The 24,550-nt window shown below is 61.6% G+C and carries 20 protein-coding genes and 2 pseudogenes; 3 read left to right on the top strand and 19 right to left on the bottom strand.

Annotated features, from left to right (window positions below; genetic code table 11):
- The first annotated feature begins 286 nt into the window (after positions 1 to 286).
- Entirely contained in the window at positions 287 to 1,570 is a 1,284-nt protein-coding gene (gene ltrA, locus BB934_RS43085; protein WP_237050880.1) for a group II intron reverse transcriptase/maturase, read from the top strand.
- A gap of 279 nt (positions 1,571 to 1,849) precedes the next feature.
- Here ltrA and BB934_RS43080 read toward each other — a convergent pair whose 3' ends face one another.
- The 4 genes from BB934_RS43080 to BB934_RS43065 form a co-directional block, all read right to left on the bottom strand.
- On the bottom strand, positions 1,850 to 3,268 hold the full coding sequence (locus tag BB934_RS43080; protein ID WP_099515724.1) for a DUF1254 domain-containing protein: 1,419 nt from the start codon (positions 3,266 to 3,268) through the stop codon (positions 1,850 to 1,852).
- A gap of 71 nt (positions 3,269 to 3,339) precedes the next feature.
- On the bottom strand, positions 3,340 to 4,974 hold the full coding sequence (locus BB934_RS43075) for a DUF1254 domain-containing protein (protein WP_099515723.1): 1,635 nt from the start codon (positions 4,972 to 4,974) through the stop codon (positions 3,340 to 3,342).
- A gap of 91 nt (positions 4,975 to 5,065) precedes the next feature.
- The gene (locus BB934_RS43070; protein WP_418294843.1) at positions 5,066 to 6,082 is read right to left on the bottom strand and encodes a HupE/UreJ family protein; all 1,017 of its coding nucleotides are present in this window, start codon (positions 6,080 to 6,082) and stop codon (positions 5,066 to 5,068) included.
- Between the two features lie 5 nt (positions 6,083 to 6,087).
- Entirely contained in the window at positions 6,088 to 6,639 is a 552-nt protein-coding gene (locus BB934_RS43065) for a peptidyl-prolyl cis-trans isomerase (RefSeq protein WP_237050921.1), read from the bottom strand.
- Here BB934_RS43065 and BB934_RS49995 point away from each other — a divergent pair.
- Positions 6,570 to 6,977, top strand: coding sequence for a hypothetical protein (locus BB934_RS49995; RefSeq protein ID WP_237050878.1), 408 nt, complete (start codon positions 6,570 to 6,572; stop codon positions 6,975 to 6,977). The genes BB934_RS43065 and BB934_RS49995 overlap by 70 nt on opposite strands.
- Positions 6,978 to 7,080: 103 nt before the next feature.
- On the opposite strand, the pseudogene BB934_RS43060 reads toward BB934_RS49995, so the two are convergent.
- The 12 genes and pseudogenes from BB934_RS43060 to BB934_RS43015 form a co-directional block, all read right to left on the bottom strand.
- Positions 7,081 to 9,319: pseudogene (locus BB934_RS43060) on the bottom strand (DUF3604 domain-containing protein).
- Between the two features lie 75 nt (positions 9,320 to 9,394).
- Positions 9,395 to 9,835: a hypothetical protein gene (locus BB934_RS43055; protein WP_157934679.1), complete on the bottom strand. Its 441-nt coding sequence runs from the start codon at positions 9,833 to 9,835 to the stop codon at positions 9,395 to 9,397.
- Between the two features lie 734 nt (positions 9,836 to 10,569).
- Positions 10,570 to 11,712 (bottom strand): RHE_PE00001 family protein, encoded by a 1,143-nt coding sequence (locus BB934_RS43050; protein ID WP_237050876.1) that lies wholly within the window; start codon positions 11,710 to 11,712, stop codon positions 10,570 to 10,572.
- An 89-nt stretch (positions 11,713 to 11,801) separates the two neighbouring features.
- Positions 11,802 to 12,185 carry a hypothetical protein gene (locus BB934_RS48880; protein ID WP_210422190.1) on the bottom strand — a complete coding sequence of 128 codons (384 nt, stop codon included), beginning with the start codon at positions 12,183 to 12,185 and terminating at the stop codon, positions 11,802 to 11,804.
- A gap of 414 nt (positions 12,186 to 12,599) precedes the next feature.
- A complete protein-coding gene (locus tag BB934_RS43045) occupies positions 12,600 to 12,890 on the bottom strand; it encodes a hypothetical protein (RefSeq protein WP_099515719.1) in 291 nt (96 codons plus the stop codon).
- Positions 12,891 to 12,924: 34 nt separating this feature from the next.
- Entirely contained in the window at positions 12,925 to 13,092 is a 168-nt protein-coding gene (locus tag BB934_RS48120) for a hypothetical protein (protein WP_157934677.1), read from the bottom strand.
- Positions 13,093 to 13,378: 286 nt separating this feature from the next.
- A complete protein-coding gene (locus BB934_RS43040) occupies positions 13,379 to 13,678 on the bottom strand; it encodes a DUF3303 domain-containing protein (protein WP_099515718.1) in 300 nt (99 codons plus the stop codon).
- 384 nt (positions 13,679 to 14,062) lie between these two features.
- Complete coding sequence (locus BB934_RS43035; protein ID WP_099515717.1) at positions 14,063 to 15,043, bottom strand: quinone oxidoreductase family protein; 981 nt, start codon at positions 15,041 to 15,043, stop codon at positions 14,063 to 14,065.
- Between the two features lie 338 nt (positions 15,044 to 15,381).
- A complete protein-coding gene (locus BB934_RS43030) occupies positions 15,382 to 17,076 on the bottom strand; it encodes a tannase/feruloyl esterase family alpha/beta hydrolase (protein WP_157934676.1) in 1,695 nt (564 codons plus the stop codon).
- 264 nt (positions 17,077 to 17,340) lie between these two features.
- On the bottom strand, positions 17,341 to 18,108 hold the full coding sequence (istB, locus tag BB934_RS43025; RefSeq protein ID WP_099508287.1) for an IS21-like element helper ATPase IstB: 768 nt from the start codon (positions 18,106 to 18,108) through the stop codon (positions 17,341 to 17,343).
- Positions 18,105 to 19,592, bottom strand: a complete 1,488-nt coding sequence (gene istA, locus BB934_RS43020; protein ID WP_157933989.1) for an IS21 family transposase — start codon at positions 19,590 to 19,592, stop codon at positions 18,105 to 18,107. The genes istB and istA overlap by 4 nt, the downstream gene beginning before the upstream one ends.
- A gap of 118 nt (positions 19,593 to 19,710) precedes the next feature.
- Complete coding sequence (locus tag BB934_RS43015; protein WP_099516115.1) at positions 19,711 to 19,926, bottom strand: type II toxin-antitoxin system RelE/ParE family toxin; 216 nt, start codon at positions 19,924 to 19,926, stop codon at positions 19,711 to 19,713.
- Positions 19,927 to 20,145: 219 nt separating this feature from the next.
- On the opposite strand from BB934_RS43015, the gene BB934_RS43010 reads away from it, so the two are divergent.
- Complete coding sequence (locus BB934_RS43010) at positions 20,146 to 21,429, top strand: ATP-binding protein (protein WP_099515715.1); 1,284 nt, start codon at positions 20,146 to 20,148, stop codon at positions 21,427 to 21,429.
- A 103-nt stretch (positions 21,430 to 21,532) separates the two neighbouring features.
- Here BB934_RS43010 and BB934_RS43005 read toward each other — a convergent pair.
- From BB934_RS43005 to BB934_RS42995, 3 genes and pseudogenes are all read right to left on the bottom strand, one after another.
- Positions 21,533 to 21,685, bottom strand: a pseudogene (locus BB934_RS43005) (CopG family ribbon-helix-helix protein); the annotation flags it as partial.
- A gap of 38 nt (positions 21,686 to 21,723) precedes the next feature.
- On the bottom strand, positions 21,724 to 22,821 hold the full coding sequence (locus tag BB934_RS43000) for an IS1595 family transposase (protein WP_099515714.1): 1,098 nt from the start codon (positions 22,819 to 22,821) through the stop codon (positions 21,724 to 21,726).
- Between the two features lie 1,190 nt (positions 22,822 to 24,011).
- Positions 24,012 to 24,410, bottom strand: coding sequence for a hypothetical protein (locus BB934_RS42995; protein ID WP_099515713.1), 399 nt, complete (start codon positions 24,408 to 24,410; stop codon positions 24,012 to 24,014).
- Between the last annotated feature and the right edge of the window lie 140 nt (positions 24,411 to 24,550).

The raw sequence follows: 24,550 nt of genomic DNA, 5'->3' as shown, positions 1-24,550 counted from the left end.
AGGGTACGCCCAGCCGCTGCACCGGGGTAGTGGCGGCAGCATGGACACAAGGAAAGCGCACGCAACACGGGAAGCCCCAGGACGTGGTCAGGGATGACCAACCGGAGGCCCGCGAGGGACAGACCGGGCGCCCTGGGGTGGCGGAGAGGCTCGTAGGACCTTGGAAGCCGGGTAATGCCGGTGGAGGAAAGGGGCCTCAGTTCAAGACAGACGCACGACGTGGTGAGGGACCTGGAGATTGGGCAACCTATCAACTCCGAAGAGTGTTCAGAAACTGCAGACGGCGTTGCACGCGAAAGCGAAGGCAGAGGCCGGTTATCGCTTTTACGCCCTGTACGACAAGATCAGCCGCGAGGACATCCTGGCGCATGCCTATGCCCAGTGCCGCTCGAACAAGGGCGCACCGGGTGGCGACGGTCAGGACTTTGCGGACATCGAGGCATATGGGGTCGAGGGATGGCTGGGTGAACTGGCGCTTGCGCTCAGGCAGGAGACTTACCGACCGGACCCGATCAGACGCGTGTTCATTCCGAAGGCCAACGGCAAACTCAGGCCGCTGGGCATCTCGACCGTGCGGGATCGAGTCTGCATGACGGCAGCGATGCTGGTGCTGGACCCGATCTTCGAGGCCGACCTTCCACCGGAACTCTATGCCTACCGGACTGGGCGCAATGCCCAGCAGGCGGTGATCGAGGTGGAAGAGCTGCTGTTTCGAGGCCATCCGGACGTCGTGGACGCCGACCTCGCGGACTACTTCGGGAGCATTCCCCATGCCGAGCTGATAACGTCAGTGGCGCGCCGGATCGTGGATCGGCGCGTGCTGCACCTGATCAGAGGGTGGCTGGACTGCCCCGTGGAAGAAACCGACACACGAGGACAGACGACACGGACAACGGAGGCGCGCGATCAACGGCGCGGCATCCCGCAGGGCTCACCCCTCTCACCCTTGCTGGCCAATCTGTACATGCGCCGGTTTGTGCTGGGATGGAAGAAGCTCGGGCTGGAGCACAGCCTCGGCAGTCGCATCGTGACCTATGCGGACGACCTCGTGATCCTGTGCAGGAAGGGCAAAGCCGAAGAGGCCTTGCACCGGCTGCGCGAGATCATGGGCAAGCTGAAGCTGACGGTGAACGAGGAGAAGACACGCATCTGCAAGGTGCCGGAAGGCGAGTTCGACTTCCTGGGGTACACGTTCGGACGGATGTATTCGGCGAGAACCGGCCAGGCCCGCCTGGCGCAACGGCCCTCGAAGAAGAGCATCCGGCGCGCGGTCGAGAAGATCCATGCGCTGACCGCCCGAGCGGGAACATGGCAAGAGACCACAGTGCTGGTGGGCAAGTTGAACCGCACGCTACGCGGATGGGCGAACTACTTCTCAGTAGGCACCGTCAACCCGGCGTACCGGGCGCTCGACACCTATACAGCGGTGCGGTTGCGCCGGTGGTTGCGCTCCAAGCATAAGGTCAGGCGACGCAAGGGCGGGGCTTATCCCCTCTCGCATCTTTACGGGCACTTCGGGCTCGTCCGCCTGAGCCGGCTTGGGCACGACGTGCCGTGGGTGAAGGCGTGAGGTCTTGTCCGAGAGCCGGATGCGGGAGATCTGCATGTCCGGTTCGATGAGCGGGGTGTGGAAACGGAGCAACGGCTCGGCTAATGAGGCACCGCCAGGCGAAAGCGGCGGAAACAGATAGGCCGATCCTACCGCCACCGCGCCACACCTCGACTCTACCAAACTTTGAAATTCCGGCCGCTCAACGAACGTCGGCTCTTGAGCGATGAAGCGGACCAAGCCCTTAGGTCTCAGGAGTGCCAAATCCAGACGTTCGAAACTTAAAGGCTTAAGGCCGCCTTATGTCACCCGATTCAGCGGCGGATGTTTCCACTTGCCATCCACCGCCTCTTCCTTCGGCCAGTAGAGGCGCAGGGCCGTCCAGAACAAATCCTTCGGCGCCGGAAGCCAGTTGGCTTCTTTGTCGGCCCCCGGAGATTCGCGCTGAATGTAAATCGTCAGCCCGCCGTCGGCATCGAGCTTGAGGTTCGGCAGCATTGGCGAGTTGATTAGGTAGCGATTGAGCGGATTGGCCACCAGCAAGCTCTGCGGCAGGTCATACATGGTCAGAGACCAGAACGCGTTGACCGGCGGCAACTGACCCGGGGCAAAGCGCAACACGTAGCGGTTTTTCGAAGCATCGAGCTTGTCTCCCGCAGCATCAACTCTGTAGATCGGATATAGCGCCTCAGCCTTGGAGTTGGCGTAGATGCCGAGAACGACGCCCGTCCAACGATTCAGATAGTTGTTTTTCAGAAATTCACGCGTGCCGAAGAGATTGGCTGGGGTCACCCTGCCGGTATTGATCTCCGTCCGCTCGAAGTCTTGTAGTTCCTTCCATGCATCGGCCATGCCTTGCTCGATGGCCGCTTTCATCTCGGGCGAGTTCACATTCAGGGTTTTGCCCGCACCCACGCCGATCCTAGCGAAACGCGCCATCAGTTCCGTCTCGGACGTTACCGTCGGGCAGAATTGCAGAACGAAGTTCAGGATTGTGAAGAACTTGAGCGATGCTTTCTCTTGATCGGGCGTCAGCGGCTCGATGAAGTCTATGGCGGTTGCAGCCTTTGGTGCGGGCTGTCCGAGAAACGCCGAGAGCGCCTGCACCCTGTAACCGGCCTGGACCTTCTTCACATTTTCGATGTCACCAGGGTTGAAGAGCTGGGTGCGATACGCAGGGAATGCCAGTTCGGTCTCCGAGCGAAAGACCTTATCGATACCCTTGGGGGTCTCGCCTTTCCAGCCTGGCCCAGCGAGCAGGAAGGTGCCACCCCCGTTGCCGGTCGTACGGGTGCCGGCGTAGTCGAAATTGAAGGTGTAGTAATCGATGAACTGGATTGAGAAATAGCGGTCCTTTTCCATCGCCGGCACGGTGAGCACCAGCGGCTCGGCACGCAGGTCCGCGCCGATCATGGAGTAAAGCGTATCCGAGTTGGGCGTTTGGATTGCTGTGTCCGCAGGCGAGAACAGACGTGAAGCATTCCAGACCTGGTTGAACCCCCCTTTGTATTCAGGGTTCGTGCGATCCACCCAATAGGCGTGCTGGATGCGGTAGTTGTCCACGATCGGGAAGCCGTAGATGTAGGCCTCCTTGGCGATGGCGCGGGCCTCCGTGGGGGTGACGTCGGTTTGTGCGCTCACCGGGGCGGACTTCATCGTCGCGGCAGTGATCGCAGCCAACGCGGCCGAACGAAGCAGAAGATCGCGTTTCGTAAGCATTCGAACGTCTCCTCATGCAAGGGAAGGGATAGGCTTCCTGATCCGGGCCCGGCAGGCCGAGCTGGGCCGCCTCACTGCACCAATTCGATCTCGCTCGGTCGCCAGGTCTTGGCGAAGAACGGCTCAAGCGGGCCGTAGAGGCGCAGGTACGTGAACCAGCCCTTGTTCGGATCGGTCTGAATCCAGTTGCCCCGTTTGATCCCTGCGGGCTGGGTCGGGCTGAAGTACACCGTGGTGGAGCCGTCGGCCTCCGGTTCGGCGGCGGGCGAGGGATAGCTCTGGCTGCCGGCCCGCGGATAGCGCTGCGGTGTGTCGAACATCGAGCGCGTCTGGTTGTCGTAGACGGTCAACGACCAGAAGTTCACCGCCGGGATGTCCTTCGGCAGGGTCACCTTGTAGGTCTTGGCGCCATCGAAATACTCTTTGCGCGAATCCACCTGCGCATAGAGGTACTGCGAGCCGATGCCGGTCAGGCGCATGGCCATCGCGGGCGTAATCCCGGTGGTGCCGTAGAAGAAACCCGTCCGCTGGTTCAGCATGCGGTAGCCGGTGGGCGGGAAGGGCTTGGCACCCTCGGGCGTGATCAGCGGGATCGGAGTTTCAAACCCATAGCCGCCCGCAAGCATCTGGTTCCACCAGGCCGACCCGGGATAGTAGTACCAGCCTTCCGCCTCGCGCGGATTCATGAACAGGGCGCGCGAGGTGGCATTGCCGAGCGCCGCCGCGTCGGTGAGGATCTTCTTCATCCTTGCGTCGAGCGCGAACGGCTTGCCCTTGACGATGCCGATGGCGGCGAGCGGACCCATCAGTTCGGGATCGAGCGACGTCGCCGGTTCCCGCTGCACGATCTCGTTGAGCATCTCGTAATAGCTGAAGTCGTTTGGCGGGAGCGTGCTGAACGCCTTGCCGCTGCCTTCGTGGAAGACGGTTGGCGGCGGCCGGGTGATCCGACCGAGTTTGCCGTTGCCGCCGAGATACTCGGCGATGCTGGTGCCGTAACCGCCGGGTTCATAGGGATAGACCCTGGTGGCTTTTCTGATCAATTCAGCCGCGGGCTTGGGGTCGCTTTTGTTCTCCATGAACGAGCGGCCGAACCACAGGACGCGGGTGGTCTTGGAGCGAGCGACGAAGTACCCGCCCTCCGGCACCGGACCGTCGTAACCGGGCGGCAGGACGAGGTACTTCCCACCCTCGCCGCGATCGGGGCCGGGCAGACTGATATCGATGATCCAGCGGAACCAGTAGTCGTCGACGGTGCCGAGCGCGCCGGGTGGCACCTCCACCACCATCGGCCCTTTGGAAAGGTCGAGGACACCGATGAAATAGACCGTGTCCGCGTTGGCGGTCAGGAACAGCGACTTGGCATCCATCAGATCGGAGTAAACGATGACTTCGTTGTCCTTTACCCCGATTCCCTGAAGGCCCTTGTGGATGGCGGCCACGCTCACGCCCCCGAAGGTGTTCACGAACGCTTCGAAGGCGTGGGTGAAATCCAGGTTGTCGTAGATTTTGTCCACGGTCGCCGCACTGGGTGCACCGTCCTTGAACTCAAGGATGCCGAGGCGGGAGTCGACCCGGTCTGGCGTCGAAATGGATGGGGGGATTGCCGCTTGGGCGAAGGCTTCGTTGCCCCCGTTCAGAACGGTTGCGAAGAGGAGAACCGCCAGCAGTGAGAACTTGCCGTGCCTTGGCTTTGCGTTGAACATCGTAACCTCCGTGTGCAATAGGCAGTTCGTCGGAACCGTTTGCGTGAGCCTCGTCCGGCCGCCTCGTTCGGGAGGCCACGGTGGCCTTCTCCTAGGTCCAGAAGCCTGCGACCCGCTCGACGAACCAGAATGCCGCAAGCCCGCCCAAAGCGTACGTCGTGGCAGTCAGGGCATATCGCTGCACAAGGCCTGGCAGTGGCAGCCGCCTGGCGAGTGCGATCACCCCGAGCACCACGGCAATGAAGGCGAGCTGGCCGAGTTCGACGCCCACGTTGAACGAGAAAAGGGCCAGCGGTATGTCGCCCTTAGGCAGGCCGAGTTCCGTGAGCGCGCCCGCGAAGCCGAAGCCGTGCAGAAGTCCGAACGAGAACGCCACGACCCATGGCCATCGCGCCGTGAGGCTCGCCTCGCCGCGTCCGATCCGGACGATCTCGTAGGTGAGCAGCAGGATGCTGAGCGCGATGGTGGCCTCGACCGGCGGTCCGGGAACCTGCGCGAAGCCGAGGGTTGCGAGCGAGAGCGTGATTGAGTGTGCCAGCGTGAAGGCGGTAACGGTCCACAGGAGAACCCGCCAGTCCCGGACGATGAGGACAAGGGCCAGCACGAACAGCAGGTGGTCGAAGCCGAGCAGGATGTGCTCGACCCCGTGGCTGATATAGGCGCCCGCGATCGTCAGCGGGCCCTGGGCGGCCTCGATGTCGATCCACGGCCTCGAGGGCCGCACCAGCGTCGTGGAATGGTCGCCGTCGAGTGTCTGGGTCCGGACCAGGACATCGGTGATCGTGCCTTGCAGTCCGATGAAGTCGATGCGCCTGCCGGCAAGCCCGCCATCGACGGTGACGAGCCGGCGCTCGACAACGGAGTCGGGCAGTTCGCGCTGTGCTGGCGCCGTCACGTTGCGGACGTTGGCCGGAAGTCCAAGCCGCACCGGCAGGGGCATGCCGGACAGAAGCGGCGTGCGCCACAGGAGGCCATAGCGGCCCGGCGCCGTCTCCGTGATCTCCAGATAGGCCGGGCGGGCATCATGAGCGATCGCGGATCCGAGCGACCACAAGGCCGCCGAGAGCCCAATGATGATGGCAGCCCACATCCGGAGGGATCGGCCCATGGCGCTCATGGCTCCCCCATTGCCGCGCTGCCTACGCTGGCTTGCCTAGTGTCCTCTTCCGGCATGACCACGGTGTAACGGGCCCGCATCGCCGCAAACGCCTTCTCCTTGGAGCGGGCACGCTGCTCGGCGATGAACTCGGCCCGCACCGCCGCCTCGACCCCCTCGAACGCCGGCACGCGCGGCGGCGTGATCGCGTCGACGAAGACAAGGTGCCAACCGTAGCCCGATGCAATCGGCCCCTGCCACGATCCCGGCTTGGTGGTGAATAGAGCCGTCGCGAACCCGGGGCCGAACAGCGAGACGATCTGCGCGGGGGTCCGGTCGCCGTAGACGTCCTGGAACATGAAGGGATCGCCAAGCGTCGAAGCAGCCCGCGCTTCCCGCGGCTGTCCTGCGATGGCTCCAAGCGCCTTGGCGGCCTCGTCCTTGCCGGCCTCGCCGTGCTTGTCGGACGCAAAGTAGATGTGCGTGAACGAGGCACGGGGTGGCGCGGCGAAGGCGTCCGAGCGCGCTCGGAACCAGGTTTCGAGCTCCTGCCGCTCCGGCTCACGCAGCGACGACCGAGCGCCAGGGCCTCGCGGTAGAGCACCTCTTCCCGGACCTTGCCTTCGACGAGGGTCCCCACCTGTTCGGGGGTCGGCCTCGATCGCCCCTGCGCCATCCAGGCGATCGCGATCTGGCGCAGGTCATCCGATGTCAGCACGATCCGGTCCGCCAGATCGGCCCGTTCGGGGGGCGGGTTGAGCCAGCGGAACCCGCCGAACAGCGCGATCCCGATGAGCAGGAAGTGCAGCAGGGGATCGCGGAGCCAGCGCCGGAGCCCGGGGCGTCCGACAGGATTCTTGTGTTCGCCGGGTATCATGGCTTCGCCTCGCTGCATCGATGGCAGTGAGCGTGCTCGACGTCAGGGCACGCCCGCATGGGGTGGGAGGCTAGCCGGGCAAGGACCCGTTTGGTGCGCCCGGCTATACTCTGCTTGCCCGTGGCCGGTGGGGTCACGGCGTCGAGGCGGTCGCGTCCATCTCGTAATTGGCGTAGCCAAACTCGTTGCTGCGGGCCCCGTAATACTTGTCGCCGAGCTTGAACACCGTCACCGCGAATGGCGTCTTGTCGATCGTCGTGACGAGTTGACCATCGCGGATGACGTAACTGGCGGTCGAGCCGGACACGCCGTTGTGCAAGACCTCGAAGGCTTGCCCTGCGGTGGGCGCCTTCCCATCCAGCTCGGTGACGACGCGCCGACCGTCTGCGCCATAGAGGATGTCGAAGTTCTTGCCGGTGACGGTGTTGCGTACCTTGAGGATCTTGCCCTGTGCCAGAAGCTTCAATTGAGCATCGTCGAGCGCCGTTGCGCCCCTCTGCCTCAGGTCCGCGACCGTCGGGCCGCGTGGCGCGGCGGCGCGCGCCACCTCCGAGGGCGTGTACCAGATCGGCGAGGTCCACGCGCGCTCCTGGACGGTGGCGGCAACGTCGCTTGGCGGCAGCACTCCGAGCTTGCTGGCGTCGTAGGTGCTCCAGCGCGGGGTGGGGATTTGCAGCACGCGGGCGTAATAGACGGCCTGTAGCGCGGGATCGAAGTCCGGATCCGTCCAGACCTGCTTGAGCTCCACCGCCCCGATCGTGTTCGTGTAGATGGCCTTCACGACGTCGACCGTGTTGCCCACCGGCGGAAGCTTTCCTGTCCCGGGGTCAACCTTGCGATCGCCGGACCACGCCACATCATAGATCTTCTCGAACGTCTGGCCGTTCTTGCTCCAGCCCTTGATGATCTGGATGCGGTCGAGATTGCCGTCCTCGGGATCCTTGACGGCCGAGACGACGAATGAGGGCGCCTTGCCCTTCGCGGCCGGCAGATCGCCGCCCATCGGCACGCCCTGCGCGTAGGCAACCTGGACCCAGTCCCTTTGACTCACCAGGTCGTGTCCATACTCCCATCCGCCGAACAACCGCACCCTGATGCGCACGCCGCTTGTCGCGAAGGTCTCCTTGCGCCGCATGGCCGCGAAGATCGCGTCTCGCGTATTCTCCTCGGCCCATACGCCGGCCAAGCCAGAGGTTCCGGTCTGAAGGATGTTCATTCCGGATGCCACGGTGCCGGAAAGACGCGCTTCCGGCGTGGGATCGACCAAGCCGTGATCGCCAAAGAAGTTCGACTGCGAATAGGAGGTTGCCGAGTTATGGGAGTCGCCGGCGCCGACGACGCCGAACTTATAGGGATTGAACCCGCGGGCATCCTGCATCGCGAGCCCATTCTGGTAGGCCTGTCGCGCGTACGAGCCATTCAGTTTGGCCGAACTGTTATCGATGCCGATCAGGTAGTTCATGATCTCGAAATTGGCGAACTCATCGGTCGGCGAGAGTTCAGGGTGAGTTTCGGACGCCCCCTTCACCTGCTTGAGTTCGGTCAGCGGTTCGTTGAGAAGTCGCTCCTGCGCCCAGGCGTCATCGATCGGGCGGCCCTTGCCGTCCACGTCGATCGGAAACATGAGCCCGTTGCTGAGATTGGCGTTGTGCGAGATGGCGAGCACCTCATTGCCGGCCCGGCGCTGGCCGTTCATCCAGGTCCAGAGGTCTTCGGCCTTGTCGGAATCGATGGCCGAAAACGGAGCCACGGGCACCTTGGCACAGTCCTTGAAGAAGACGTTGCGATGCATGTTCTGGTTGTTCGGCATCGACGTCCACTCGTAGGAGCAGAATGTCGTGAACGTCCCCGGCTTGTAATACTTGTCCGCGATGGCGTTGTTGCGTGTCCAGACCGAGCCGGCGATCTGGGGATCGGTCAATTCCTTGATGGGTTCGCCCTTGGCAATCGAGCCCGCCAGGAACTGAAAGGTTGCCTGCACCTCCGCCGGGGTGCGCGCCCTGAGCTTCGCGGCGATCGGAAGCTTGCTGATGGGGGGACGTCGGGTCGTTCGCCAGGCTCATCATGCCAGCGTACTCGGAATGATCGGTCACACCCTGGAAGTCGAGCGGGCGGGTGATCTGCACCATCTGGCCTGCCGGGTGCTTGATCGGTTCTCCTATCGCGTACTTGTACGCTTCCTCCGGTCCGTTGAGCGTGTTGCCGATGATGTAGGCGTCCAGGGACCAGCTCGTATGGACATGAGTCTGGCCGAAGAAGGCTTCACGTTGCGGGCTCCCCTGGGCAACGGCCTGCCCGGGCAAGGCCAGGGACAGTGCGCCAGCCAAGGCCGGTGAGGCGACATAAAGGTTCAGAAAGGTGCGCTTCATCATAGCCACGTCCTCGTTCGATACCGATTGCCGACCATGGTCCGAGCCACTCGCGAGCCCACACCAAAACGAATAGGTTCATCCCGGCCCCTTCGAGGCGGGCCGTGCCCGAATCGGCGTGGCGGCCTGGAACGCCAGCAACACGTCGGGCAAGGACGCCCCCCTAGCAACGAAACCGCGTCGATTGCCTGTCATCCTGTAGTCTCGGGGTATGTTCGCTCCCTGTTTCAGGGCTGTGCCACGGCCGACCGGAGGGACTGTTCCGCCTTCGCCGCCGCCGGCAGGGGGAATCCGGCCTTGCGCACGGTCGAACTCGACTTCCCGACGGCCATCGTCAAAGCCGACGCCACCTATGAGGTCGAGCGCTCCGGCCCACGGGCGTAGGATGTCCTCGGCGGCACCCGCTGATCGTACCACGAGGCGGAGCTCCCATTCGACGTGGTCCGATCGATCGAGATCGGTTGCCATGGCGGTTCGCCGTTCGTGGAGCCACAGCCGCGATGTTATGGATCTCGTCACTCTGGACCTTCCACGTCATGTGCGTCGAACCCGCAAAGTCAGGACTGGCTTCTTGATAGAAACCATCCTACGCACACTCGAAGCCTGCTGGGAGGGCAAGGACGTGGTAACGGCCATTCGACCGCGCTACGCCTCGGCAACAACCTCCCATCCCGGCTGGCCGGTCTGGATCGAATGGAGACTGGAGCGGACGACGTCGTCATCATCATCATCATCCGCGTCATGGCTTGATGAGCCCTCCCCGCAACGTCCTATCGTAGACCAAAAGCTCGGCCGCGGCACTGCGGGAAAACCCTGAGAAACGTCTCATAATACCCAGACCGAGCCCCCCTAATATTCCCAGGTCTCCCGCATCGCGATGCGGCCGTCCCGGACAATCTCACGGTCGTCGGTGATCAGGCTCCGGACTACCGGTCATGACCTCCATGAGGACTGTCCGGCTGGGCAGATCTAGCGTCTCACATGCCTTCTCCGACGATACACCACCCTCGGCCGGGCACGATCAGGCGAGCACCCGGTTTTGAGGGGGGGGGGGTCTGGTAGAGGTCTAGGGCCATCAGCCGGCCCGCCACGCCGATCGTCGGTATCGGTCAGGTGGCGAAATTTGCGGACTTTCCGGAATGTCCGGTTCTCCGAGGAAAGCTGCTCTTGAACTCAGGTCGCACGCGGTGACAGCATTTGCTGCAGTCGGATCAGGTAAGCCAGAATTGGATAATTTGGCTGACTCGCAGGAGCTAAACGATCCCCCAAGCCCGATAGCGTCGCCGGCCGGTTAGTTCCCTGGGCAGGGCTCCTCCCAGCTGCAGGAGCATCAGGTCCACGGCCTTGGGCGTCACCTTAAGGAGTTTGGCGCTCAGTGGCACGGTCACCAGAGGGCGCGACAGGAATAGGTCTACGAGCCCGGGCAGACTGGAATTGCTGCGGCATTTATCAGCCACACGATTCATGAGCTGTTGAGCGAGGATCAGTCTCTCAAGATCCTTGTTGGCGATCTCAACGGCCTCTTCGAGCACCTGGCAGAAGCCCTGCAGCTTTTCCAGGATCCCTTCCCTGCCCTGCGGCCGGAATTTCGATTGCTTAAACCCAGCGGCCAACGGCAGGAGATGACTTGTCAGTCCTCGAGCCCGGAGGATCGACGCGGCCATGATCAGTCCGAGCCACGGCTGCCGGGTATAGAGGTTCAGATCGAGCCAGGCATCCCAGGCGACGGCGGCCGCGGCTGCTGCCGGCCAGTGGGAAGCCCGCTTCACCACATCAAGCCAGGCGTCTTCATTCTCGGCCTCGTCCACGTCCGGATCGTAGACCAAGTGCGATCGGCTCTTAGGCAGCGGGGTTTCGCCGGCCAGAACCTTGTCCGTCCGATCGAGCAGGGCGTCGATTTCCGCAAAGTGCGCTTCCCACGGATCGGCATCGTTGGCGAAGGCTGGATAGGCCTCCTCATCGTCCGGATCGACCTTCCTTTTGCCCTTGGCCTTCGGCTCATCGGCTTTCAGCGGCCCAATCCCGCGCAGAGCCGCCAGCCCATCGTAGGAAATCGGCCAAGGCGCCTTCCTGACCATTGCAGCCCGTCGCGCCCTTAAAGCTGATGCAGCTCGCGTGAGCTCGTGAGTCGGGCTCCGGACATCCATGCCGGCGTCATGCAGTACCAGGTCGCCGATATCGACCAGATGACCGTCCAGCAGCAGCGCCCTCACCGCCTCATTCATGTCGCACCGGGATTGCCAGCCGGCGGCCAACCCAGAGGCCTCAAGCCGGGCGTCGAACGATTTAATTTCGAGCGCTATTTTTTTTTGCCGCCCGACGATCTTCTCCCATGGAATTTCCGGGAGCTCAAAGCTCCTTGGTTGCTCTTGATCCGAGACTGAGAAGTTAAGCATCAGCCCTACCCTAACTTATAGCCTCATGACCGAAAGCCTTTGCCGAGCGCCGGCCAATGCACGGCCAACAACAGTAGAACGGATTGCCCTCACCAGGACGCTGGATGGAGGCGCCGCTTCCAACGCTCATATCGTGGCAGTTGAACAGTGGCAGCTTGACGCTTGGTCAACCTGCGTTCGCCAGCCTTCAACGATGTCACCACCAATGGTTCAATCACCTCTGCCACTTGCATTGGCTCTGGTTTGGATGCTGTGATCGGTTCAACAGCTTGAGAAGCTTTCTTCCGTAACCTGCGGGACCTGACTTTAAGACTTTCACTCTGTACGGGCTGAGCATTATGGGCCGGCGTTGCCTCCTCAGCAACGACAGGAGCAACCTCAGTCTGCAGCACGGCTTTGGCGATCACCAGCGCTTCTTCTGAGTACGCGCCCGTCACGGTTTCAACAACCGTCGCAGTCAGATCGGGTTCCATCTGTTCCGAGACGGCTTTCCCTGAAAAGCACTTGCGTCGGACAGGCTCAACGGGCACCCAACTTCTCCGCACGGGCGCCACGATGCTCGGCAGAATGCGTCGGCCAGCCGATGATTCAACGGTAGCCCGAGGCTCTTCCTTCCGGAAGATCTTATTGGTTTCGGCCAGCGTCGTCTCGAACAGATGCCTTGACGGGGGTTGTCTACGCTGACCGGGATCGCGGGATTTCTTGATTTCAACAGAGAAAGGCTTTGGGTTTCGCTTCATTTCATACGCTGATTATGAACTTGAACAATAACGACCTAGGAGCTTGCTGGCACGACATCAACGTCGATGCGGAGTGCTGTTCTACCATCCTGCGTCTGAACTCTTCGTGAACCTGGAAGTCTTCCGAATATATTCTGCAACGAGATGTCAGGGTGTGACGACCGCCAGCACCTCGCCCATGGTGATTTCGGGTTCGCCGTCGATCATGTCGACCAAGCTGCTGCGGATCCAGGCAAGAGCCTTCTCGTTGGCCGCCTGAGCAGCCTCTTGGCTGTCAAACAGGCTTACGGACCCGCCGATACCGTCGCCGGCATCGAACACGTAATAGCCCTGGAACCCAGGAGATTGCTTGAGCAGTTGACCGATGCCGCTTTCGGCGCGACGGGCGGCTTCAGCCACCGAGCTGATGTGGTTGAACCTGCGGATGACCAGGTACATAGCCGCCTCCCCTCGCCGCTCAAGCCCTGGCACTTTAGCACATGAAGAGGCGCGCGACGATCGCTTCGGCCGCTGGATCAGCAAAGCCGCGGTGAGGGAGAAGACGGCGGGCGAGCGCGCGTGCGGCCAGGGGAATGAGCAAGGTCTGCTCGACGCAGCCCAGATCCGCAATCGAGTGTCCGGTGTTCGGTTGGACAGTCAATACCGCGCTCGCTCTCGTCGTGGAGGTGGTTCATTGTCAACTTAACGGGTTTTGCCTGCGTTTTGTGAGTTTTCCCACTCAGAGTGGAGGGCAGACTTTCAATGGCCTAGCGCTGAGCGTGATGACCTCAGACAGCGCTGCAGGCCACCAGACATTTCAATCTGGCGGCCACAGTGAAATATTGCAGAAGGCTGTATATGGCACCAGCACATTAATGGGGGCACACGTGCGTCCCCGTGAGCCGGAGACGCACTAGGATATCGTCTGCGCCCCCCTCGCAAAGACCTCAGGCTGAGGGGCCGGCCTGCATCTGCTTCGCCATTTCAAGGCCTTGCTCGGCTGTCATGGCGGGCACGACAGTCAAGTCAAAGACATCATCCCAATCCACGATAGCTCTCATGATCGAGGCGACGTTGTCAGCCTCGGCCACGGCAATGACGGCCACCTCCGTGGACATGGGCCAGTATTCAGCAACCATCCGCATGCCCGCAGGGTACTCCCAGCTTACGCGGCGGGCGATCCGCTCCTTGCCTGAGCTCGCAGCCTTTGGCTTGCCGATGACAACAAACAACATGGATGCCTCCATCTCTCGGCAGTTCCGCCTCTTGGCGGATTGAGGACCGCCGAGGTAGACTATTTTATACCGCTCTAGCCGGGAGGGACCCTGCCCAAAAGGAGATCGGGCGTTAGCGCGTGTGGCCTTGCGAGAAAGCAGGAAGATTGCCTGCCGATTGCGCGGAACCGGGCCTTACGGAACGAGGCTCCTTGTGCGGCCAGGTTCTGTGCCAGCCCTGTCGCCTCCAAGAGTAAACGTTAGCTTGGGTCAACCTTTCACGTTCCGGCCGCTCAACGCAGGTCGGCTGTTAAGCGCCGAAGCGGACCAAGCTCTTCCGGCCGAGGCGTGCCATGAACTGACGTAGGATTGTTAGGAGACCTCCCATCCTGTCTATTATCGGTCCGGGCCAGACTGCTACAGAGTCAGGATTGTTGATCCGGTGGTCTTTCGAGTTTGCAGATCCTGATGGGCCTTGGCTGCATTCTGCAACGGATATATCTGGTTGACCTCGACCTCGACCTTGACCTTGCCTGAGAGCACGACATCGAACAGGTCCTGGGCCATGGCCAAAAGATCGTCCCGCTTTGCGGCATAGGTTCCCAAGGTGGGGCGCGTCACATAGAGCGAGCCCTTCTGGGCCAGGATGCTCAGATTGATCGGTTCGACCGCTCCCGATGATTGCCCGAAGAGCACCATGAGCCCCCGAGGGGCAACACAGTCCAAAGAGGCGGAGAAGGTGTCCCTACCGACTGAGTCGTACACGACCGGCACCATGTTGCCGCCAGTGATCTCCCTCACCCGCTCGACAAAGTTCTCGCGCGTGTAGAGGATGGTATGGTCGCAGCCATGAGCCTTGGCGAGTTCGGCTTTTTCATCGCTGCCGACGGTGCCGATGACGGTCGCGCCCAGCGCCTTGGCCCATTGGCACGCGATGAGGCCGACCCCGCCGGCTGCCGCGTGGAACAGGATGGTGTCGCCTTCCTTGACCTTGTAGGTCTGCCGGATGAGGTATTGGGCCGTCATGCCCTTGAGCATCATCGCCGCCGCCTGCTGATCGGAGATGCCGTCCGGCAACACGACTAGGCGATCCGCCGGCATTACCCGCTCTTCGGAATACGCGCCTTGGGGACCGCCTGAATAGGCAACGCGATCACCGACATTTACGTCTGTGACGCCCGGGCCGACCGCCTCGACCACGCCAGCAGCCTCTGTGCCAAGGCCGCTTGGCAGGGAGGCCGGGTAGACGCCCGTGCGCACATAGGTATCGACATAGTTGAGGCCGATGGCCGTGTGCCGGACACGGGCTTCACCCGCCCCTGGCTGGCCGACGTCAACCTTCTCCCAGACGAGAACCTCAGGCCCTCCAGTCTCATGGAAGCGAATTGCGTATGTCATGATTCCTACCCTTCGGGGCCAGTTCGCGGCTCCAGGATAGGAGAAGGTTGAAGGTCTGCAAGAGGTCAGGCACTGACGATCACCTGACCTTCAGGAACGTCCGCTGTTCCGTGCTAGGGCCGACACTCTGCCTACTCCCGAGAAGTGCCAGAAGGAGACCTTAGGTATGGGATGCGCTGCCATGCTACAAAGCTGCAGGGACGTCTGGCTCAGGGCATGCCGCTTCTTAGCCCACCTATCATGCTGACCAGCGTATTCGTCTGTCGACGTTCCGTAGAGGAGCAAGCCCCGGCCGACGGCCGGAGCTTGCTGTGTGAGGTGCCGGGCTTAGGCGCTCATTACGGTTTAGGATCAAACGCGAGTGGATCAGAACGCTTCTCGCAGGTGAAGCTTTCGGCATTGTTCGGGTCACCCGCGCCATTGTACTTCGCATATGACGGATAGCGGCAGGCTGGCATGCTCCGCAGGCGCTTGAGCGTGTTCGTGTCAATGTTGTAGGCCGTCACTGCATCCGGCGGGGACTGCCCCTTCTCAACCCAGTTTTCCAGCAGCGTGAGAGTGTCCACCTGAGAGGTTCCGGTCACGTTATGCCCGCCGCCGTGTCCAACATAGAAGCGCAGCATCTCATCGGTGGCCTCTTGTCCCATCCTGGCGACCATGGACCTGTAGTACTCCGCGATCATGGGAGTGCCGACCGCGTTGTCAGCAGACGGCTGAAGGATGATCATCTTCCCGCCCCGATTGCGGAACTCGGAGAGATCCGGGTTGGTCGCGTCGAACAATGCCGACAGGTACTGAATGCGCTTGGCGTAAGGACGTGGATCGAACTGGTAAGGGTCGAACGCCGGGTCCTGCGCAATCGTGTGACGGACCAGCAGATTGGAGAAGTTGAGCACGGCGCCCCGCTTTGGCTCGAAGCCCCGCCCAGGCTCCAGAGGCTGCGACGGCCGCTCCGTTCCAACCGTGTAGAACCCATATTGATAGCGTTCTCCATCCTCGTCGCCAGTGACCCCGAAGCCGGCGTAGCGCGTGACCCCGTGCGCCAGCGGCACGATCATGGACCAGGGCTCCCGGATGGCGTTCACGGCAGCGATCTGCGCATCCGAGAGGCAGCCCTCGCCCGGCTTGCCCTCGGGGCACCGAAGAGTCGCGACGGTGTTGGGGCATTCCATATAGCGGGCGATGACCCCGTCTTTGAGACCGTCGGCTTCATCACAGGTGGCTCGGGTCTTCTCGGCGATGAGAGAGATCGCCTTTGCATCAAGCCATCCCTGGATCAGACGGTCGCGGATCGTGTTATCCGCCAGGTGAATGGCGTACCATCCCAGCACAGGCGATGTGGCGATGATGCCGTCATAGTCGCGCGGGAACTTCTGGGCCATGATCACGGCCTCGCGGCCGCCAGCCGACTCGCCGGTGAAGTACACGCGATCCGGTGCCCGGCCATAGGCCGCCTTGATGATCGTCATGGCGACGTCTCGGGTCTTCTTGTGGGCGTCGGACGCCCAGTTCCGCAGGGCCTCGTCACTCTTCGTGAAGCTGACATCAGGTCCCTGATGACCATCGTCATCGCCGAAGGTCACATAGCCGAGCGTGAGAGGGTATGGCAGATCCAGCGGGATCGGATCAAAGCGACCGGACGCCTTCTGATTGGGGCCGGTAATCAGCGCTCCACCGAGCCCGCCGCCACCGGATTGCAGAGCCTTGCCGTTCCAGTTGATGGGCAGGTTGATATTGAAGTTGACCGGTGGAGCGCTTGAATCGACAGGATCGATCCTGCCCTGGACGATGCAGCGCTCCGGGATCGGGAGGCCGAACTCGCCGTCGGGAGAGGGCTTGGGCTCCGCGACAGAAGCACGGTCTGCCTGCGTGATCGACGCGCCCCTCGTGGGCAGGCCTATATCACTGGGTACAATGGTGAGGCCCTTCAGATCTTGGCACCGCTGGAGTGCTGTTGTGGGTCTGTCCTGAGCCTGAGCAGCTTGAGTAACGATCGCCGCGACGGCTGCAACTGCGTAGACGATTGGCTTCACTGTCTCCTCCGTTTGGTTGCCCCTTATTGGTACTGTTTGAGAGAGATTGAACGTCGGCACCCATTTAGCCAATGGATAAAGCACGCATAGGATTGGATTATCCGAACATCGACTAGCTTGGCTTCGCCTTAGGAACTGTCAACGGCGGTTCAAAAGTCGACCACGGGGCGGCGCAAAACTGGGCCAGTGGCGGGCGCGCTGACCACATAGCTGGCGCGTGCCATGGCGCATTGGCCCCCTGGGCCAATTGTCATCGGGTTGATTTCAGGACGATGTTTGCCGTTTGCGCGATCGGCTATGAGCAAGACGGTAGCTCTCGCCGTTCATCTCGAGGATGCTGACATGGTGGGTCAGTCGGTCGAGAAGTGCGCCCGTAAGGCGTTCTGAGCCAAGGGTCTCGGTCCATTCGTCAAAGGGCAGATTGCTGGTTATGAGGGTGGCGCCGCGTTCGTAGCGTCGCGAGATCAGCTCGAACAGCAGCTCCGCCCCGGTCTTCGAGAGGGGCACGAAGCCCAGTTCGTCGATGATCAGCAGCTTGTATCCGGCCATCTGCCTCTGGAGACGAAGCAGGCGGCGCTCGTCACGGGCCTCCATCATCTCGCTGACCAGGGCAGAGGCTGTGGTGAAGCCGACGGACAGTCCCCTTTGGCAGGCGGCCAGCCCGAGCCCCAGGGCGATATGGGTCTTGCCGGTGCCGGAGGGGCCGAGGGCAATGACATTCTCGCGCCGCTCGATCCACTCGCCACGCGCCAGCTCTAGGACCTGCATCTTGTTCAGTCTCGGGATGGCGGCGAAGTCGAAGCTGTCGAGGCTTTTGACGGCCGGGAACTTCGCGGTCTTGATGCGCCGCTCGACCATCCGCCGCTCGCGGTCGATCAGCTCCATCTCCACGAGCCGGGCCAAGAAGCGGACATGGTCAAGCCCCTCGGTGGCGCATTGGCGGGCCAGCTTCTGGTGCTCGCGCAGGAATGTGGGCAGTTTGAGCGCCTTGAGGTGGTGGGCGAGCAAAATCTCGGGAGCTTCAGCGCTCATGCGGCATCCTCCGAGATCAGGCACATATAGGCCGCCGCCGATGTCTTCTCGACCCTGGCTTTCGGCAGATAGGGGTAAACATCGAGGTCCAGCCGCGGCGGTCTGCGCTCCACCCGGCACAGGACCAGATGCTTGACCGCATCGAAGCCGATCGCCCCCATCTGCAGGGCCTGCTTCACCGCAGCATGGAGATCCGGGAGATTGAAGAGTTCCAGCAGCCGCAGCACCTGCACATATTCGCGCCGGCCCTGCTTGTTCATGCGGACTTCCATCAAGCCGCGCAAGGTCGCGAACTCCTCGGGCAGGTCCCATCCCTGCAAAGGAGCGGCCTGATCGAGTGCGTTGATCTTGTTCTCGATCAACGGGAGGTAATGTAGCGGATTAAAGATCACCTCTTCCCGCTCGTAGCTGCGGGGATGGCGCGCAATGACCTCGCTGCGGCAGCCGATCACCACCTCGTCGACATAGCCCCGGATCCAGACATCCTGATGGCCCCAGGCCACGGGCACCGAGTAGTCGTTGGTCTTGTAGCGCACGAGCGACTGCGATGAGACGCGCCCGCTGGCCTGATCGCAGGCCTCAAATGGCGAGGCCGGCAGGGGACGCATGGCCGCGGTATCCCGCTGCAGGCGCTGGCCGATCGTCTCGGCCGGCCCCCGCAGCTTGTCATCCTGCCGCTTGCGGCATTGCCCCTCCAGCCAGGTGTTGAAGGTCTCCCAGCTCGGGAAGTTCGGGATTGGCACCATGAAGTTGCGACGGGAATAACCGACGAGGCCCTCCACATTCCCTTTGTCGTTCCCCTTGCCCGGACGACCGTAGCGATCCCGGATCACGTAGTGCGACAGGAAACCACTGAACAACGCCGCCCGCTTGCGCGTCCCGTCCGGCAGGATCTTTGCCACCAGGCAGCGGTCATTGTCATAGAGCACCGACTGCGGCACCGCACCGAAGAAGGCAAAGGCCTGGATGTGGCCGTCCACCCAGGCCTCAGACACAGCCGCGGGATAGGCCCGGACGAAACACGCATCGCTGTGCGGAAGATCAAGCACGAAGAAATGCGCTTTCTGCTCCACCCCGCCGATCACGACCACCGCCTCCCCGAAGTCGGCCTGCGCATGGCCGGGTGGGTGCGACAGCGGCACAAACATCTCCTGGCATCGCCGCTCGCGCTCGCGGATGTAGTCTTTGATCGTCGTATAGCCGCCGGTGAACCCATGCTCCTCCCGGAGCCGGTCAAACACCCGCTTCGCCGTATGGCGTTGCTTGCGGTGAACCGACCGATCGCCCTCCAGCCAGGCATCGATGATCGGGACGAACGTTTCCAGCTTCGGGCGCCGGACAGGAGCATGACGCCGATAGCCGGGCGGCTCCGCATAGGCCATCATCTTGCGAACGCTGTCGCGCGATATGTTGAAATGCTTCGCCGCCTCGCGCTGGCTCATGCCTTCAGAGCACGCCAGCCGAACCTTCCGGTAAAGTTCCACGGTGAAAATCCCCCAGCCCTCCCTGCAACCGGCAGAAAGGGAATAGGTGGACGACTTTTACGCCGCCCGCAGCGGGTCTATCCCGCCGCTACCGTGGTCAAATTTTGCACCGCCGTTCTCACCGGATCTCGTAGCGCATTTCATACTGTCCAACGAGGATCCGGCGAACCTCGCGAGGCTCGAATTCATGTAGTTGTTCCCCGATACGAGGATGTTCCAGCAACCTGCCTGGTGCAGCCGTTAGCGCTTGGACTGCCTTGGCGGCAGCCGACTTGTTGATCGGGGCGAGAAAATCGCGGCATTCGGTAGCAAAGACCACCAACAGTAGACAAATCGCCGATGGTAGGAGTTTATTCAGAACGGGCGTATGCCAGGAACTGTCCACGATCGATGCCGCTGACAGACTGCTTGGCCGAATATGCAGTTCACCGTATCTATACTATACATTTCACCACATACGAATTATACATTTCCCCAGTTCCCTATTAGTCATTCTGATGGGTTTCGTATGGCCGCTCGCCTTCACGCCCCGACCACGGGAGACACGGTGACAATGGATGGCTCACTTCTGCCGCGCCACCTGAAGGCCGAATTGAATGATGCCCTTCAATCGGCTCGGGTGGTGAACATCGTAGGGCCGCGACAGTCGGGCAAGACGACCCTCGTCCGTGATCTGTTGCATGTAGGAAAGTTCATTACCTTCGACGACGAGAATGTCCTTGCCGCGCTTGAGGACGATCCAATCGGCCAACTTAACGCGCTCGTGAACGACGCCGGTGATGCCCCGCTCATCATCGACGAGGCGCAGCGGTCCAAGCGCCTCGCGCTGGCCATCAAGAAGATTGTCGATGAAAGGCGGAAGCTGGGCCAGTTCGTCCTGACCGGCTCGTCAAACGTGTTCACGACAGCCCACGTTGCGGATTCTCTCGCCGGCCGCGTCCAAACCCTGACCATGCTCCCGATGAGCGTCGCGGAGATGCGCCGCAAGGGTCCGGCCAGGATTCTCGATTGGGCAGGACAATCGGGAGAAATGGCGATCTCCACATTGCCGTCCCCGGAGGCATGGTCCCGGGACGAGTATATCCAGGCGATGCTGGCCGGAGGCTATCCCGAGATGCGGGTGCTGGAGGAACGCCGACGCCAACGCCGTTACCGAGACTATGTGGACACAATCGTCGAACGGGACGTCGCCGATCTCCTCAAGATCCGAAAATCGGATGCGCTGAGACGCTTGATCGACCAACTCGCCGTGCGCACCGGGAACGAACTGAACGTCCAGGGCCTGGCAGGGACCATCGGGGTCCAGAGGCCAACCGTTGAGACCTACCTTGACGTGCTGACGAAGCTTTCCTTGCTCTGGCGTCTCCCAGCATGGACCTCGGGAGAGGCTGGCCGAGACATCCGGCAACCGAAGTTGCATCTCGTGGATACGGGAATCGTCGCCGCCTTGCGGAACATGACGCCAGCCACCTTCCTTCCGGGGGCCAACCCAACGGCACTCGGCGCGATCCTCGAAACCTTCGTCCACGCTGAGCTGTCGAAGTGCCTCCCTTACCAGGATAATCACTGGCGCCTCTATCATTGGCGGGACCAACGCGGGCGGGAGATCGACATCCTCGCCGAAAGCGGGCGGACGCTCGTGGGGTTCGAGATGAAGGCCTCGGCAACCGTGAATTCTGATGATTTCAAGCACCTGCGTTGGTTCAGGGATGAGGGGCCTGGAACAACGTGGGATGTGGTTGGAGCCGTCATTTACCTCGGTGATCGCCCCTTAAGCTTTGGCTCGAAGATGTTTGCGCTTCCGCTTTCGAGCTTTTGGGCGTTTTCGGAAGCCTGAGCACGGTCGTTCAGAGAAAACTGGTGGCGTTTGCTACCGAATGCCGGAAAATCGTAGAGGCGCGTCAGGTCCGATAACGCCTTTTCCGTCCATTTGAGTTTCATCAGTGGGGAGCTGGCAGGGGATTGTCACTATTGAGGCTGTCCGCCCATGCCTGTACGGCTTGATGATCGATAACCCGGCCAGCATCCACATCGGCCAGCGCCTCAAGCGTGAGCCGCCTGCGCTCCTCTTCCTGCGCGATCCACGCAGAAAGGGGTCAGCGCAAGATCTGTTCCTGATTATACGCCGGCATTATGAACCAAAGACAGCTACTTTCGAGAGAAGGTCGATGCCGCCGGCTTTCGTTCGGCGCATCTCGCGTCCGACCGCTGAGCGGAACACGGCTGGAAGTTGAAGTGCAGGCGGTACTCTCGCCCACAAGGTCTTGGTAACCTGCCGTCCCTTGCGTGTGCGACGGGGTGCCTGGCCCGAGACGACACGCTGCGCCCAGCGAAAGCCGATCTCGTTGAAGTAGAGGTCCGCCAAATGCGGACTGATGTGGTGGAATACGCCGGAGACGGTGCGGCGGATCCGGTCGTTGAAGCCCTCCGCCGAGTTGATGTGAACCGGACCACGCGCATACTCGCGAGCCTTATGGTGGACGGTGTCGTAGGCCGCGAAGGCGCTGCCAAGGGACACAAATGCCTTCCATTCATCGCTCATCAAATGAGCGCTGGGCTCAACTGCCTCCGTGAGAACCCGATCGGCCTCGGACTGCGAAAGGTCCTCAATCACTGCGGCCCGAACCTCGCCAGATCTCGCGCCGACGCTCACATCCGGCGGCCGCTGCACGGCCACGAGTGCCGGTGTTTTCAAGGTTTTCGGCTCACCTTTACGTCCACGGCCGGGTGGAGAATAGTTCGGATCCCGCCGCGGCTTGCCGCCGACATAGAGGCTGTCGATTTCGACCACACCATCAAGGGCATGCTCGCGTCCGACCATCAGACGTAAGGCGTGGCCCATACGCCAGGCGGTCGGCTGGCTAACGCCGAGGGCCTCTGCCAGGCGAATGGAGGAAATCCCCTTGTCCGACTGCAGCATCAGCCAGAGGCCAGAGAGCCAAGTCCGCAAAGGGAGTTTCGTCGCGTGCAGAGGTGTGCGGGTTGTGACGGTGAACTGAAACCGGCAGGTGCTACTCGAGCATTGATAGAGTCCGGGCCGTGCTCGCTTCCCGCTCTCCCGGCCGGTCAGAGCGATAGAGCGGCGATAGCCACAGGCGGGACAAATTCGACCACCAGGCCAGACCATCGCCTCAAGCAACCGCCGGCAATGGTGTTCGTCCTGGAAGGCTCTGACCATGTCCGGAACGGTGATGATCCTCGCCAGCACCTCGCGTACAGACAGATCCATGATGACCTCCCGATCCCGCTAACGATCACGGGGTCAGAATCTCACGCAAAAGCTTAGCTGCAAAGGAAAAGCTGTCTTTGGTTCATAATGCCGTCGTGTCATTGAGAGCAGATCTTGTTCTGGCCCCTTATCGAGATACGGGATGAGCACAACCAGCGGGTCATCACCGTAACCGCCTCGATGAAGATCGAGCGGCATGATCGATCGTCTGAGCCTTCGGATCTGGGTCAGGCATAATTCCCATAACGCGCAGTATGGAACAGTGTGTTCTAATGAGCGGCGGCGGACTGGGGTGGCAGGATCGCACAGCGGGTAAAGTACCCCATCGCGTCTCGCAACCCGCACCAATGAGCTCCCCCTGTTTTGCCACGGTCGCCCGTGAGGGTGCGGTATTGGATGCTGCTCCTCGGGATATTGAGCCACTGCTCGTCAACGAACATCTGCACACCTTCCGGTGTCAGACGGTAAGGCACAGGGCGGCAGTCGCCATTATGACAGCAGGGTAGACCTGATGGGGTGAGCAGGTCCATGTAGATGTCATGAGCCTGGATCGGCCCAGGCCAAATCACCAGAAGACCGCCGACAAGCGAGATCTGTTTCGGCGACATGATACGCACCCTGAACACCGAGTGGGTCCAGAACCCTTCACTCCGAGAGCCCTGAAGACCGTGAGAGGTGTTGCGTCTTCGCGGTTGAACTCAGTTTATGCCTCATCCGCTTTAGGCACAAATTTGAGGCAGGGAAGGTCGCACAAGGGCGCCGCCCAATTTCGCATAACCTCCAGTATGGAACCGGTGCACGTCGCTTCGTCGCGAGGCTGAACTCCTTTCTCATGTGCGGCTCCACAAAAATAAAGAATTTCGCCGGTGTGACGCAGTGCACAGTCCCCGTCTGCAACGTGGTTCAAAGTCCAATCATCGCCAACGGAGAAGGCCGATGATCAAGGCATACGGAATTGCACTTGCTGGATTCTTGCTCGCTGGGCTCGGGCCTACGTTCGCGGCGCCTGGCCCTCAGGAAAGACAATGCATGGTGGGGGAGCAGCGTATCAACGGCGTGTGCCAGGCCTTATCGGAGGGCGCTACCACGCACGACGATTGAGGGCTGCAAGACCGAGCGCGGCCCTTTTCGTTGGAGCTTTGGCTTGGTAACGAGCGCGAAAACCGGCGAGTAATTTCGCATAATTGTCATTAGGGAACAGGCTGGATGCGGCGTTCACGAAGGGCGAACGCTGGTTCAAAAATCGCTGTAGCGTTTGGCGGTAGGATGGCACAGCGGGTTGCATAGCCCAGCCTGTAGCCATTCCCATCTTGGATACGCCCGCACCAATGCCCCCCGGCTGTTTCACCCGTGTCACCGAGCAGCGCTCGATACTGGATCATAAAGTCTGGCACAACGATCCACTCGCCATCGACGAACATTTGCACCCCGGTCGCTGTCATCCGGTAAGGCGCCGGTCGACAATCCTTCTCATTGCAACAACTGCCCCCCAACCCGTTCCTCAAATGCGAGTAGATATCATGGGCTTCGGTGGGTGGCTCGAAACTGAGCAGGGCGATCGCTGTAAAGAGCTCAAGCTTGAGAGACATAGGCCGCTCTCCCTCATGATGGGCAGGCGGCGCTCGTCAGAGCGTCGGGAACGCTACTGCGGTCATTTTACTCCCGAATAAGGGTCCTGTCGCGCCCGCACCTAAAGCCGCGAAATTTCGCATAACCCTCAGTATGGAAC

The sequence above is a fragment of the Microvirga ossetica genome (assembly GCF_002741015.1).
GTDB lineage: Bacteria > Pseudomonadota > Alphaproteobacteria > Rhizobiales > Beijerinckiaceae > Microvirga > Microvirga ossetica.
The sequence above is the reverse complement of the archived record's forward strand: the minus strand, read 5'-3'. Positions and strand labels throughout refer to the sequence as shown.

What these genes read in the sequence shown, in the direction of transcription:
- BB934_RS43080 (WP_099515724.1), bottom strand. Translation starts at nt 3,268, where the DNA reads ATGCTTACGAAACGCGATCTTCTGCTTCGTTCGGCCGCGTTGGCTGCG.
- BB934_RS48880 (WP_210422190.1), bottom strand. Translation starts at nt 12,185, where the DNA reads ATGGAACCCGATCTGACTGCGACGGTTGTTGAAACCGTGACGGGCGCG.
- BB934_RS43050 (WP_237050876.1), bottom strand. Translation starts at nt 11,712, where the DNA reads ATGCTTAACTTCTCAGTCTCGGATCAAGAGCAACCAAGGAGCTTTGAG.
- istB (WP_099508287.1), bottom strand. Translation starts at nt 18,108, where the DNA reads ATGAGCGCTGAAGCTCCCGAGATTTTGCTCGCCCACCACCTCAAGGCG.
- BB934_RS43070 (WP_418294843.1), bottom strand. Translation starts at nt 6,082, where the DNA reads ATGGGCCGATCCCTCCGGATGTGGGCTGCCATCATCATTGGGCTCTCG.
- BB934_RS43010 (WP_099515715.1), top strand. Translation starts at nt 20,146, where the DNA reads ATGGATGGCTCACTTCTGCCGCGCCACCTGAAGGCCGAATTGAATGAT.
- BB934_RS42995 (WP_099515713.1), bottom strand. Translation starts at nt 24,410, where the DNA reads ATGTCTCTCAAGCTTGAGCTCTTTACAGCGATCGCCCTGCTCAGTTTC.
- BB934_RS43000 (WP_099515714.1), bottom strand. Translation starts at nt 22,821, where the DNA reads ATGGATCTGTCTGTACGCGAGGTGCTGGCGAGGATCATCACCGTTCCG.
- BB934_RS43035 (WP_099515717.1), bottom strand. Translation starts at nt 15,043, where the DNA reads ATGACATACGCAATTCGCTTCCATGAGACTGGAGGGCCTGAGGTTCTC.
- BB934_RS43045 (WP_099515719.1), bottom strand. Translation starts at nt 12,890, where the DNA reads ATGTACCTGGTCATCCGCAGGTTCAACCACATCAGCTCGGTGGCTGAA.
- BB934_RS43075 (WP_099515723.1), bottom strand. Translation starts at nt 4,974, where the DNA reads ATGTTCAACGCAAAGCCAAGGCACGGCAAGTTCTCACTGCTGGCGGTT.
- BB934_RS43040 (WP_099515718.1), bottom strand. Translation starts at nt 13,678, where the DNA reads ATGGAGGCATCCATGTTGTTTGTTGTCATCGGCAAGCCAAAGGCTGCG.